Source organism: Agrobacterium sp. CCNWLW155, from assembly GCF_036888815.1.
GTDB lineage: Bacteria > Pseudomonadota > Alphaproteobacteria > Rhizobiales > Rhizobiaceae > Agrobacterium > Agrobacterium radiobacter.
The window spans coordinates 544,512-557,711 of record NZ_JBAKFW010000001.1; the positions used below are offsets into that span (position 1 = coordinate 544,512).

Here is a 13,200-nt window from a genome sequence, read left to right on the forward strand (position 1 = left end):
CCCGCTTTGTCAAGGGATTCTGAGTGGATTCTCAGGCCTTGCGCAGGCGCGAAAAAGGGCTACCGGTTTGTTTTCCTCCAAAACCGGGGTCTTCGAGAAATAAAAATCCAGGTGTCGGAAAGGCTTGAATTTCTGTTTCTTCAATCTTGCACCGCAATGCGAGATATATGTCCAATGCACAACGAACATGATTTTTCCGCTGCTGGCGACCGCCTTTCTACCTTCCCCGCCTTCTTCCGGGTTGAGGGACGGCAGGTCGCTGTGTTCGGTAATGGTGATGAAGCGTTCGCGAAGGTGAGGCTTCTCGCCAATACCAATGCGCATATCATTGCCTATGCCGACAAGGCGGAAGCGGATTTTGTGCGCTATCTCCGCGAGAACGGCATTGATCATCGGGCTTTGGGTTTCTCCAGCCAGTTGATCGAAGGCGCGACGCTGGTTTTTGCCGCCACCGGGGACGAGGCGCTGGACCGCGAGATAGTTACGGCTGCGCGCGCTAAGAAAATCCTCGCCAATGCGGTGGACCAGCCGGAATTTTGCGATTTCTTCACCCCGGCGCTCGTCGCCCGCGCGCCCGTCGCCATCGCCATTGGCACCGAAGGGGCAGGGCCGGTTCTTGCCCAGATGATCCGCGCGCGTATCGACCAGATGCTGTCGCCGTCGCTCGGCAAGCTTGCCCGCCTTGCCGTCCAATATCGTGACGCCGCCGAGCAGAATGTTCCCAAGGGGGCCTTGCGGCGCAATTTCTGGCGGCGGTTCTTTTCCGGTGCTGTCGCGGATGCCGTTGCTCTCGGCGATACGCTTTCCGCCCGCGATGCCGCTGACCGTCTGCTGCAATCGCCCGAACGCAGCGAAGGTCGTGTCTGGCTTGTCGGCGCCGGTCCGGGTGCTGAAGACCTGTTGACGCTGCGCGCGCAGCGAGTGCTGATGGAGGCCGACGTCATCGTTTATGATGCGCTGGTGCCGCAGGCGATCGTCGATATGGGCCGCCGCGATGCCGAAAGACTGTCCGTCGGCAAGCGCAAGGGCTGCCATACGAAGTCGCAGGACGAAATCAACCGCCTGCTGGTGCGTCTCGGCAAGGACGGCAAGCGTGTCGTGCGCCTCAAATCCGGTGATCCGCTGGTCTATGGCCGGGCGGGCGAGGAAATGGCGGCGCTGCGCAATGCCGGTATCGGCTACGAGATCGTGCCCGGCATCACTTCCGCCTTCGCCGCCGCTGCGGATTTCGAATTGCCGTTGACGCTGCGCGGTGTCGCTTCGTCGCTGATTTTCACCACCGGCCACGATCTGACCGGCGATGTCTTGCCCGATTGGGCACGTCTCGCCGTCTCGGGTGCAACCATCGCCGTCTATATGGGCCGCAGCGTTGCCGCTTCGGTGGCGACACGGCTGATAGAGGCGGGGCTCGGCGTGGAAACGACGGTGGCCGTCATCGAAAATGCCAGCCGCGCGGATCGCCGCCTGCTGCATGGTACATTGAACGATCTGCCCGACCTCGAAGATCGCGACGAACTGACCGGTCCGGTCATGGTCATCATCGGCGATGCGGTGGCGGGCGCCAATTTCGACAGGTCCGAGGCGCTTGCGCTTGGCTCAAAGCCAGCGAACCTCAAACGGGAGTATGCAAATGGCTGACAAGGTTTTGACCGCCAACCGCCTCGGCGATGGTATCGCCGTCTGGCTCGACGCCAATGGCGAATGGACGGAGAACCTGCAGGGCGCGATCGTTGCGCGCCATGCGGAGGCTGTTGCCTCGTTCGAGGAAATCGGCAAGCGCGATTTTTCCGCCAATAAGGTCGTTGACGTGAATGTCGTCGATGTCATTGAGGAGAACGGCAAGCTTTGGCCGACGCGGCTTCGCGAGCGCATTCGCGCCGCCGGCCCGACCATGCACTATGCCAACGGCTTCAAGCCGGCCGATGCAGCATTTATCGCAGTCTGAGGAAGAATATGTACCGTTACGACGAATTCGATCACGCATTTGTTGAAGGCCGCGTGGCACAGTTTCGCGATCAGGTAGAGCGCCGGCTGTCCGGCGAACTGGCCGAGGACGCGTTCAAGCCGCTGCGCCTGATGAACGGCGTCTATCTCCAGCTCCATGCCTACATGCTGCGCGTCGCCATTCCCTACGGTACGCTGAATTCCAAGCAGATGCGGATGCTGGCCCATATCGCCCGCAAATATGACCGGGGTTACGGCCACTTCACCACCCGTCAGAACATCCAGTACAACTGGCCGCGCCTTTCCGACACGCCGGATATCCTGTCCGAACTTGCGAGCGTGGAAATGCACGCATTGCAGACGTCCGGAAACTGCATTCGCAACGTCACCGCCGATCATTTCGCCGGTGCTGCGGCTGACGAAGTGGCCGATCCGCGCCCCTACGCGGAAATCCTGCGTCAATGGTCTTCCGTCCATCCTGAATTCTCGTTCCTGCCGCGCAAGTTCAAGATCGCGGTAACGGGTGCCGAGCGCGACCGCGCCGCTATTCAGGTTCACGATATCGGTCTGCACCTGAAAAAGAACGACAAGGGCGAGATCGGTTTTGCCGTTTATGTCGGCGGCGGGCAGGGCCGTACGCCGATGATCGCCAAGAAGATCCGCGACTTCCTGCCGGAAGAGGATCTTCTCTCCTACACCACGGCCGTCATGCGGGTTTATAACCTGCATGGCCGCCGCGACAACAAATACAAGGCGCGTATCAAGATCCTCGTGCACGAGACGGGTGCGGAAGAGCTGGCCCGTCAGGTCGAGGTAGAATTCGCGGAACTGAAAAACACCGATTTGAAGCTGCCGGATGCGGATATCGCGGCAATCACCGCCTATTTTGCACCGCCGGCACTGAAGGATCGCCCTGAAGGCTGGGAAAGCCTGGCGCGCTGGAAGCGGGCGGATGAGGGCTTTGCCCGCTTCGTCGAGCAGAACGTCGCGCCGCACAAACATCCCGACTACGGCATGGTGACGATCTCGCTGAAGCCGATCGGCGGCATCCCCGGCGATGCGACCGACGAGCAGATGGAACTCGTCGCCGATATCGCCGCGGAGTATGCCTTCGACGAAATCCGCATCAGCCACGAGCAGAACATCATCCTGCCGCACGTGGCGCTGGCCGATCTCGAACCGGTCTATCGCGCGCTGGTGGGTGCGGGGCTGGCAACCGCCAATGCCGGGCTGATCACCGATATCATTGCCTGTCCCGGGCTGGACTATTGCGCGCTTGCCAATGCGCGCTCCATTCCGCTCGCGCAGGAAATCTCCACCCGTTTCGGCGCACATGAGCGTCAGTTGGAAATCGGCGAGCTGAAGATCAAGATTTCCGGCTGCATCAATGCCTGCGGCCACCACCATGTCGGCCATATCGGCCTGCTGGGCGTGGAGAAGAAGGGGGCCGAACTCTACCAGATCACGCTTGGTGGGTCGGGCGACGAAAATACCTCGATCGGCGAGATCATCGGTCGCGGTTTCGAGCCGGAAAAGGTGACCGACGCGGTGGAAACCATCGTCGACACCTATCTGGGCTTGCGTCTTTCGAAGGAAGAAACCTTCCTCGAAGCCTATCGCCGCGTCGGACCGCAGCCGTTCAAGGATGCGCTCTACGGTTCCGCCGCTGAAGCCGCCTGAGGAGATTGCCATGACGAAAATCTGGAACCGCGACGGCTTCGTGGAAAACGATCCCTGGGTGATCGAAACGGAAGAAGTGAAGGCAACTGCCGAGCAGAAACCGGTGCTGTCGCTTGCTGATTTCCTTGTCCGTGCGGCTGAAAGCAATGATGTCGGCCTCGGCGTTCTGATTGCGCCTGCCGACGATGTCACCCGGCTCGAGCCCTATCTCGACCGCATCGACCTTGTCGCCGTCAGCTTCCCGGCCTTCAATGACGGGCGGGGTTTCAGCCATGCCTCGTTGCTGCGCAGCCGTCTTGATTTTGCCGGTGAGGTGAGGGCGGTTGGCGATGTTTTGATCGACCAGGTGCCGCTGATGCTGCGCACCGGCTTTACCAGCTTCGCGGTGACGAACGAGACGGCGATCCGCCGCCTGTCCGAAAATCGCCTGCCGGAAATCCCGGTCTATTACCAGCCGACGGCCCTTTCGGCCAAAGGTGGAGAGGCCTATAGCTGGCGCCGCCGTGCGGCCCAATGACGCGTTGCGCGGAAATATGAGTTTTAGATGCATATTTTCTGCGCGCATGGCAGTATTGATATTCTCATGCCTTCAAACCGCGGCAAAAATGGTATAATTGCCCGGTCGAAGAATGTCGCTTATCGAATGAATGGACGGAACCTGAAATGAACGCGCCAGCCAAGACGGAAGATTTCGCGATCAAGATACCTGATGGTGTTTACGCCGAGACAGTTTTGTCGGTGGAGCACTATACGGATCACCTGTTCCGTTTCCGCATGACGCGTCCGGCCGGCTTCCGCTTCCGTTCCGGCGAATTCGCCATGATCGGCCTGATGGTCGGCGAAAAGCCGATCTACCGCGCCTATTCCATCGCCAGCCCCGCCTGGGACGAGGAACTGGAGTTCTTCTCGATCAAGGTTCCTGATGGCCCGCTGACCTCGCATCTTCAGGCGATCAAGCCCGGCGACACGGTTCTGATGCGCAAGAAGCCGACAGGCACGCTGGTTCTGGACGCGCTGACACCCGGCAGACGGCTTTATATGTTCTCGACCGGCACCGGCATTGCGCCTTTCGCAAGCCTGATCCGCGATCCGGATACCTATGAAAAGTTCGAAGAGGTCATCCTCACCCATACCTGCCGCGACGTGGCCGAGCTGAAATACGGTTTCGATCTGGTCGAGGAAATCAGGAACCACGAATTCCTGAACGAGATCGTCGGCGACAAGCTCAAGCATTACGCCACCGTCACCCGCGAGGACTACCCCTTCAAGGGCCGCATCACCACGCTGATCGAGAACGGCAAGCTGTTTGCGGATCTCGGTGTGCCTGCGCTCGATCCCACAATCGATCGCGGCATGATCTGCGGTTCCTCGGCCATGCTGAAGGACACCAAGGAGCTGCTTGAAAAGGCCGGCCTCAACGAAGGCGCCAATAACAAGCCCGCTGAGTTCGTTATCGAGCGCGCTTTCGTCGGATAAAGCCGACATTTGATAAGGTTTATGAAGGAGGCCGGAAGGCCTCCTTTTTGTTTGTACGGCCTACTGAGGCAGTGCTTCGTCGTCCTGCTTCGGGGCGATTTCGTTTCGGTAGATAAAAAACAGGGCGATAGCGATGGCCGATATGCCGCCGCCGACCAGATGCGAAAGCGCATAACCGCCTTTGGTGACCAGCCAGCCGGCAACGACGTTGCTGAGAGAAGCACCCACGCCCTGCACCATCATGACGCTTGCAAGCCCGACATTGAACCGGCCTGTTCCCTTGAGAATGCGTTCGGCCGCGACGGGTGTCACGATGCCTAAAAGACCGGCGCCGATGCCGTCGAGCAACTGCACCGGAAAGATCACCCAGAAATCCGTGAAGGCAGAGGCAAGCAGGCCGCGGATCGGCAGGGCGGCAAGCGCGATCAGAAACACGGTCGCAAGACCGAAGCGACGTATCAGCCACGGTGCCATGGCGGCAACGAAGATCATCGCAAATTGCGCGACGCCGGTAATGACCGCCGTCGTGCGGAACGGTGTCTGCAATTCGATGGCGAAATTCTGCGCGATGAGCCGTCCCATCGGCGCATTGCCGAAGTGGAAGATCAGAAGAATGATGGCGAGGAATATCAGGCCGCGTTCGTGAAGCAGCACGTTGATGCCGGACGGCCCCGGTTCGCCCTTGTCTTCGGCAAGGCCGCGCGCAACCTTGTGGTCGATCCTATCAGGGTCGATGGCTGCTGCCGCAACAAGCGCACCGGCCGCAGTCAGCAGCATCAACCCGATGACGCCATGCAGGCCAAAGAAGGAGACGGCAATGTAAGTGGCGAAAAGCGACGCAAAATTGCCGCCGTGGTTCCAGAATTCGTTTCGCGATATCTGATGGGAGAACAGGCGTTCACCGACCAGACCGAGCGTCAGTCCGGCTAGCGCCGGGCCGACGACGGCACCGACGACCGCCGTCATGATCTGGCCGGTCCAGACGATCCACACATCCGGAAAGATCAGCGTGATCAGCGCGCCGACCGTCACGAAAACGACGGGGATGGCAATCAACGTTCTTTTCCAGGTCGTACCGTCCACCAGCGCGCCGCAAAGCGGCGTGGCGAGCAGACCGACGAGACCGCCGACCGTGGCGATCAATCCCAATGAAAGCGAAGACCAGCCCTGTGTCGCTAAAAATGCGTCCAGAAACGGCCCTAGACCGTCGCGGGCATCGGCCAGAAAAAAATTCAGTGCTGCAAGGGCAAAAAGCGTGCGGTCTGAAATGCCACCGCTGCGAGGCAGACCGCCGGAAGGCAGGCTGCCGCGCGGTGCCGAAACGCCGATAATCGTCATGAAATATGCTCCGAAAAATATGCAAGAGGTGATCAGAAATTGATCGAGGCTGGCGAGAAACATCTGTGCCCGCGTTTGGTTGCATTGGCACGACAGAAATATAAGTCCTTCGATATTTTGCTCGTTGCAGAATAGGCCGGAGGAACGTTTCGCGGTGCAAGCGAGTTAGTCTTCGAAGAAAAACCGGATACTCGCCATGAAGACCAAGGCTCTCGCAATTTTATTTTCTGCCGGATTGCTCGGCGCACAGCCCGCGCATGCGGATGAACGCGAATTCCTTTCGTCGCTGAAAGGCACATGGGCGGGCAAGGGAACCGTGATTACTCGCATCGGCACGCCGCCCATCAATGTGAACTGTACGCTTAATTCCAATGCGGGGGCCTCGTCGCTCAACATGTCCGGCACTTGCCGGGGACTGCTCGTCGTAAGGCGCGCAATAGCCGCCGATCTCTCGGCGAAGGGTGGACGCTATAGCGGTGCCTATACCGGTCCTTCCGGTCGTCCGTCTGCGCTTTCCGGCACAAGGCGGGGAAACGCGATCAACCTCACGGTCCGCTGGAATCGCGACATCAATGGTGATCGCGTCGCCGCCATGACCATCGAAAAGGTTGGCGCCAATGGCCTGCGCCTGCGCACCACCGACAAGGATGGCCGGACCGGCAAGACGGTGGTGACGAGCGATATCCGGCTGGTGCGCTGAGGCAGCGGGCCGTGAAAAAATGACAGACGAGGCTGCTCGGGGTCTTTAGCTGAACTCGAGCAGCAAAGGGCAGTGGTCCGAGACTTCCGGCTGCCTCACCACATTGAAGTGATCGACCGTCACAGCCGGATTGACCAGCATGTAATCCGCATAACGGTTCGGTTTGGCATAATGCGATGTCCGGGTGTCGGTAAAGCCGCGTGTCGTCACGAGTTCGATGAGATCCATTTCCTTCAATACGGCGAAGGTCTCACTGTCAGGCAGAACATTAAAGTCACCGCAGACGACGATCCGGTCGCCATCTTCCGCAATGTTTTTGACAAGTTGCACGAGGCGTTTCGCCTGCGCCAGACGGGCAGGGATATCGTGTTTGCCGTTGGGGTCGCGCAGCCCGTGCATATGGGCAATGACAACCGGTTGACCGGTCGTGAAATCGAAAACCCTGATGGCGTGGCCCGTGCGAGACCGTGGATGATCGCCGTATCCATCTGCGGAAAAGGTGCCGTGCACGAAACCCTGAGCCTGCGCAACGATGGCAATGGATTTGCGCACGAAGGTCGCCAGCCCCCATTGGGAAGGATACCTGATCTCACCATGCCAGAGATCGCCCTGCGCCGCCGGGCAGAAAATCGCCAGATGATCCGGCAAGGCCTCGGCGATATCGCTGAAGAAGTTCGCTCTTTGCGGCAGGTCGATGCCGTGATCGCGATAGCTCAGCCAGTCCTGCAAGGCAGTCGGCGTGTGCACCACCTCTTGCAGGCAAAGAATATCGGGATCGGATGAGGAGATATAGGGAACAAGCTCGTCATGAAGCTTTCCGCCCCAACCATTCAGGCAAATCAGACGCATTCACACTCCATCACCGCTTGATTGTGGCACCCGTTTTAGCATGGAACGGATGACGATCAATCGTGTGCAGCGAGGTCGCGAAATGTTGTTGCCGTAACGAAAAAGGCCCGGATCGCTCCGGGCCTTTTTGTGTTTGTTTGCACCGAATGCCTTATTCGGCGGCTTCGGCGTAGGCCTCCATCGGCGGGCAGGTGCAGATGAGGTTACGGTCGCCATAGACGTTGTCGATGCGGTTCACAGGCGACCAGTATTTGTCGATGCGGAAGGCGCCGGGCGGGAAGCAACCCTGTTCGCGGCTGTAGGGACGATCCCACTCGCCGACGAGATCTTCTACCGTGTGCGGCGCGTTCTTCAGCGGATTGTTGGTCTTGTCCGCACGGCCTTCCTCGATGTCGCGGGCTTCCTCGCGGATCGCCAACATGGCATCGCAGAAACGGTCGATTTCCGCCTTGGTCTCGGATTCCGTCGGCTCGATCATCAGCGTGCCGGCAACCGGCCAGCTCATGGTCGGCGCATGGAAACCGCAGTCGATGAGGCGCTTTGCAACATCGTCCACCGTCACGCCGCAGCTATCCGCCAAGGGCCGGGTGTCGATGATGCACTCATGCGCTACACGTCCGGTTTCGGACTTGTAGAGCACATCGTAAGCGCCCTTCAGCCGCTCGGCGATATAGTTGGCGTTGAGGATCGCCACCTTGGTCGCCTGCGTCAGCCCTTCGCCGCCCATCATCAGGCAATAGCTCCAGGAGATCGGCAGGATCGAGGGCGAGCCAAAGGGGGCAGCCGAAACCGCGCCCTCGCGACCGTCCGTCGTCGGATGGCCGGGGAGGAAGGGAGCAAGATGCGCCTTGACGCCGATCGGCCCCATGCCCGGACCACCGCCGCCATGCGGAATGCAGAAGGTCTTGTGCAAGTTGAGGTGGGAAACGTCCGAACCGATATCGCCGGGACGGGCAAGGCCGACCATGGCGTTCATGTTCGCGCCGTCGAGATAGACCTGACCACCATGCTTGTGGGTGATCTCGCAGATCTCGCGAACCGTCTCCTCGAACACGCCGTGGGTGGACGGGTAGGTGATCATGCAGCACGAGAGGTTTTCCGCATACTGCTCTGCTTTTGCACGGAAATCCTCGATGTCAATGTCACCGTTGTCCCGCACCTTCACCGGCACCACTTTCATGCCGACCATCTGTGCTGAGGCAGGATTGGTGCCATGCGCCGACGTCGGGATGAGGCAGACATCGCGATGGGTGCCGCCATTGGCGAGGTGATAGTTGCGGATGGTCAAAAGTCCCGCATATTCCCCCTGCGCACCGGAATTGGGCTGCATGGAGAAGGCATCGTAACCGGTGACCGAGCACAGCTTTTCGGAGAGATCGTCGATCATTTCCTTGTAGCCGAGCGCCTGATTGGCCGGCACGAAGGGGTGGATGTCGGAAAATTCCGGCCAGGTGATCGGCAGCATTTCCGCAGTTGCGTTCAGTTTCATGGTGCAGGAACCGAGCGGGATCATCGAGCGGTCGAGCGCCAGATCGCGATCCGAAAGACGGCGGATGTAACGGGTCATCTCGCTTTCGGCACGGTTCATGTGGAAGATCGGATGCGTCATGTACTGGCTGGTGCGCAGCAGTTCCTTCGGCAGACGATATTCCGGCTCGAAATCCGAGATCGAGAAATTGCCGCCGAACGCGCGCCAGACGGCCTCAAGCGTTGCCGGGCGCGTGCGCTCGTCAAGGCTCATGCCGATCTTGGTTGCGCCGACCTTGCGAAGGTTCACACCTTCCGCAACGGCCGAGCGCAGGATGACGCCCTGCATATGGCCGACTTCGACGGTGATCGTATCGAAGAAAGTCTCCGGCTCGATGACGTAGCCAAGTTTCTCCAGACCCTTGGCCATCAAAACGGCCTTCTGGTGGGTCTGCTGTGCGATGGCCTTGATGCCCTGCGGGCCGTGGAAGACACCGTACATGGAGGCCATGACGGCCAAGAGCACCTGCGCCGTGCAGATGTTGGAGGTGGCCTTTTCGCGGCGGATATGCTGCTCGCGGGTCTGCAGCGACAGGCGGTAGGCGCGGTTGCCGCGCGCATCGACCGAGACGCCGACCAGACGGCCGGGCATGGAGCGCTTGTGCGCATCCTTGACGGCCATGTAAGCCGCATGCGGGCCACCGTAACCGACCGGAACGCCGAAACGCTGCGAGGTGCCGATGGCGATATCGGCGCCCATTTCACCGGGAGATTTGAGCAGCGTCAGCGCCAGAAGATCGGCGGCGACGGCGGCGATGGCGCCGGTCTGGTGCAGGCGGGAAATCAGGCCGGAGAAATCGCTGACGTGGCCGTGGGTGCCCGGATACTGGAAGATCGCGCCGAACACGTCGACCGGATCGAGATCGGTGAACGGGTTGCCGACGATTACCTTCCAGCCGAGCGGGGCCGCACGGGTCTCGATCAGCGCGATGGTCTGCGGGTGGCAATTGGCATCGACAAAGAAGGCGGTTGCCTTGGACTTGGCGACGCGCTGGCACATGGCCATGGCTTCGGCTGCGGCCGTCGCTTCATCGAGCAGCGATGCGTTGGCGACATCGAGGCCGGTCAGATCGCAGACCATGGTCTGGTAGTTCAGCAGCGCCTCAAGACGGCCCTGGCTGATTTCCGGCTGGTAGGGCGTATAGGCTGTGTACCAGGCCGGGTTTTCCAGAATGTTGCGCTGGATGACCGGTGGCGTGATCGTGCCGTAATAACCCTGACCGATCAGCGAGGTCAGCACCTGGTTCTTGTTGGCCGTTTCGCGCAGGCGGTCGAGCGCCTCGCGTTCGGTCAGCGCGGCACCCCAGGTCAGCGGCACCTTCTGGCGGATGGAGGAGGGAACGGTGGCGTCGATGAGCGCGTCGAGGCTTTTGTAACCAACGACCTTCAGCATGTCAGCCATTTCCGACGGCGACGGCCCGATGTGACGCCGGTTGGCGAAATCATAGGGCTGATAGTCGGTGAAATGGAATTCTGTGGGCGTCGTCATTACGCGATCAGCTCCTTGTAGGCTGCCTCGTCGAGCAGCGTATCGGCATCCGCGACGTTGGAAAGCTTCAGCTTGAAGAACCAGCCGGCGCCCTGCGGATCGGAATTGACCAGCGAGGGATCATCGACGATGGCCTGGTTGATTTCCACCACTTCGCCATCCAGCGGACAATAGACATCGGAAGCCGCCTTGACGGATTCAACGGTCGCTGCGTCGCCATCCTTGGAAAAGGTGGCGCCCACTTCCGGCAATTCGACGAAGACGAGGTCGCCAAGCTGTTCAGCGGCGTGGCTGGTAATGCCAACGGTGGCGATATCGCCTTCGAACTTCAGCCATTCGTGTTCTGCGGTAAATTTCAGCATCGTATTCTCTCCGGAGATGGGATGAAGATTATCGTTTGTAGGTGGGCTTGATGAAGGGCAGGGCAGCGACGGTGACGGGCAGATATTTGCCGCGCACTTCCGCAAAGATTGCCGTACCGGGAGCCGTGTAGGCCGTTGGCACGTAACCCATGGCGACGGGACCTTCGACCGATGGGCCAAAGCCGCCGGAGGTCACTTCGCCGATTTCCGTCTTGCCATCGGCATCCGCAAAAAGCTTGGAATGGCCGCGCACCGGCGCCTTGCCCTCGGGCTTCAGGCCGACGCGACGGCGCGATGTGCCGTCTTTCAGTTCGCCGAGAATGCGTTTCGCGCCCGGAAAGCCGCCTTCGCGATCGCCACCGGCGCGGCGCGCCTTCTGGATCGCCCATTCGAGCGACGCTTCGATGGGGGAGGTCGTGGTGTCGATATCATTGCCATAAAGACAAAGGCCCGCTTCGAGACGCAGGCTGTCACGCGCGCCAAGACCAATCGGTTCGCAATCGGGATGTTCGAGCAGGGCCTTGGCTATCTCTTCCGCCTTTTCGGCGGGTACGGAGATTTCAAAACCATCCTCGCCGGAATAACCGGAACGGGAGACGATGCAGGGCACGTCATGCAGCGGAATTTCCAGCACATCCATGAACTTCATTTCGGAGACGCCGGCCCACAGTTCCGCCAGAACCGCTTCCGCGCGTGGTCCCTGCAGCGCGATAAGCGCCCGGTCGTCAAGAAGGGTAATCTCGCAGTCGCCGGAAAGATGCGCCTTCATATGGGCGACATCGGCGTGTTTGCAGGATGCGTTGACGACGACGAAAAGATGATCGCCGCGATTGGTGATCATCAGGTCGTCGAGAATGCAGCCGTTTTCATCGGTGAAGAAACCGTAACGCTGACGACCTTCCTTGAGGCCGAGAATGTCGACCGGCACCAGCTTTTCCAGCGCAAGTGCGGCATCGGCATTGTTAGCGGATTTCGCCTTCAGGATCACCTGGCCCATATGGGACACGTCAAAGAGACCGGCGGAGGTGCGGGTCTGAAGATGTTCCTTCAAGACGCCTGCCGGATATTGAACCGGCATGTCGTAACCGGCAAACGGCACCATGCGGGCGCCAAGCGAAAGATGCAGGGAATGCAACGGCGTGATGTCAAGCTCGGCGGTATCGTCCAAGGACGCCTCCAGGGTTGCGCGAAAGATCGCGCGGGCTCAGGTCATGACGCGAAACGCGCCGGGTTCAAGAGCCCCCTCTGTCCTTGTCGCCTGAGATTGTTATCCCTTCGGCGAGCCGTCCTGTTTAAAGGTGGCTTCTCTCCAGAGTTCCGTCGTCACCGCTGGTCCTTTTGCCTGAGAGTTTCCGGGGCGGTTGCTCCTTCGGCACCGCATTGAAGCGGTTTCTCCCAACGATGATGCGACGCTCATTATCTTCGAAGGCCCGTTATTGGCAAGGACCAAATGACGCATCTGAACAGATTCTTGCTCCATCTGCGCCATCAACATCTATCCTGTCCGGTATAACGGTTTTAAGACCGCGTTTCGTACTCGTCGGAGTAGTCCGGTCGATGCGGCTCGCATGGGCGCGACGAGGCTTTTTCAGCGCACGGCTTCAGGCTGGCTGGAAGGGGCGGCGCTAATCGGATTTTTTCTCCGGCAGGCCTTTGCGTTTCGTCGAGGCGAAATCCTCAAGTTCCTTTTCTGTCATGGACTTCTCCATGCTTTTTGAAGCACCTTGTAAACTGGATTTCTTCGTCTCACCCCTTTTGGCGGCGAGTGCGGCGCCGGCGGCTTTCTGCTGGGCTTTCGATTTGGCTGGCATGTCGGATCTCCCTTGAAACGGTGG

General features: G+C 59.8%; 12 protein-coding genes and 1 riboswitch. Of the genes, 6 read left to right on the forward strand and 6 right to left on the reverse strand.

Annotation, left to right across the window (positions count from 1 at the left end):
- The first annotated feature begins 174 nt into the window (after positions 1–174).
- The 5 genes from cysG (at position 175) to V6S97_RS02750 (ending at position 5,100) form a co-directional block, all read left to right on the forward strand.
- Positions 175–1,638 (forward strand): siroheme synthase CysG, encoded by a 1,464-nt coding sequence (gene cysG, locus V6S97_RS02730; RefSeq protein WP_003502659.1) that lies wholly within the window; start codon positions 175–177, stop codon positions 1,636–1,638.
- A complete protein-coding gene (locus V6S97_RS02735; protein ID WP_003502661.1) occupies positions 1,631–1,945 on the forward strand; it encodes a DUF2849 domain-containing protein in 315 nt (104 codons plus the stop codon). Before cysG ends, V6S97_RS02735 begins: the two co-directional genes overlap by 8 nt.
- Before the next feature lie 8 nt (positions 1,946–1,953).
- Positions 1,954–3,624 (forward strand): nitrite/sulfite reductase, encoded by a 1,671-nt coding sequence (locus V6S97_RS02740; RefSeq protein WP_087743879.1) that lies wholly within the window; start codon positions 1,954–1,956, stop codon positions 3,622–3,624.
- Between the two features lie 10 nt (positions 3,625–3,634).
- The gene (locus tag V6S97_RS02745; protein ID WP_003502665.1) at positions 3,635–4,141 is read left to right on the forward strand and encodes a DUF934 domain-containing protein; all 507 of its coding nucleotides are present in this window, start codon (positions 3,635–3,637) and stop codon (positions 4,139–4,141) included.
- A gap of 146 nt (positions 4,142–4,287) precedes the next feature.
- The gene (locus tag V6S97_RS02750) at positions 4,288–5,100 is read left to right on the forward strand and encodes a ferredoxin--NADP reductase (protein WP_003502669.1); all 813 of its coding nucleotides are present in this window, start codon (positions 4,288–4,290) and stop codon (positions 5,098–5,100) included.
- Between the two features lie 60 nt (positions 5,101–5,160).
- Here the strand turns inward: V6S97_RS02750 and V6S97_RS02755 are convergent, their stop codons facing one another.
- A complete protein-coding gene (locus tag V6S97_RS02755; RefSeq protein WP_334426039.1) occupies positions 5,161–6,501 on the reverse strand; it encodes an MFS transporter in 1,341 nt (446 codons plus the stop codon).
- A 133-nt stretch (positions 6,502–6,634) separates the two neighbouring features.
- Between V6S97_RS02755 and V6S97_RS02760 the strand changes: the two genes are divergently transcribed.
- The gene (locus tag V6S97_RS02760; protein ID WP_099085431.1) at positions 6,635–7,138 is read left to right on the forward strand and encodes a hypothetical protein; all 504 of its coding nucleotides are present in this window, start codon (positions 6,635–6,637) and stop codon (positions 7,136–7,138) included.
- A gap of 45 nt (positions 7,139–7,183) precedes the next feature.
- Here the strand turns inward: V6S97_RS02760 and V6S97_RS02765 are convergent, their stop codons facing one another.
- The 5 genes from V6S97_RS02765 to V6S97_RS02785 form a co-directional block, all read right to left on the reverse strand.
- Complete coding sequence (locus V6S97_RS02765; RefSeq protein WP_334426040.1) at positions 7,184–7,987, reverse strand: endonuclease/exonuclease/phosphatase family protein; 804 nt, start codon at positions 7,985–7,987, stop codon at positions 7,184–7,186.
- A 151-nt stretch (positions 7,988–8,138) separates the two neighbouring features.
- Positions 8,139–11,003: an aminomethyl-transferring glycine dehydrogenase gene (gcvP, locus tag V6S97_RS02770; protein ID WP_060724167.1), complete on the reverse strand. Its 2,865-nt coding sequence runs from the start codon at positions 11,001–11,003 to the stop codon at positions 8,139–8,141.
- On the reverse strand, positions 11,003–11,365 hold the full coding sequence (gcvH, locus tag V6S97_RS02775; protein ID WP_045016075.1) for a glycine cleavage system protein GcvH: 363 nt from the start codon (positions 11,363–11,365) through the stop codon (positions 11,003–11,005). Before gcvH ends, gcvP begins: the two co-directional genes overlap by 1 nt.
- Before the next feature lie 28 nt (positions 11,366–11,393).
- Positions 11,394–12,533, reverse strand: a complete 1,140-nt coding sequence (gcvT, locus tag V6S97_RS02780) for a glycine cleavage system aminomethyltransferase GcvT (protein ID WP_334426042.1) — start codon at positions 12,531–12,533, stop codon at positions 11,394–11,396.
- A gap of 152 nt (positions 12,534–12,685) precedes the next feature.
- A riboswitch (glycine riboswitch) is annotated at positions 12,686–12,773 on the reverse strand.
- A 217-nt stretch (positions 12,774–12,990) separates the two neighbouring features.
- Entirely contained in the window at positions 12,991–13,176 is a 186-nt protein-coding gene (locus tag V6S97_RS02785; protein WP_020012481.1) for a DUF3008 family protein, read from the reverse strand.
- Positions 13,177–13,200: the final 24 nt, after the last annotated feature.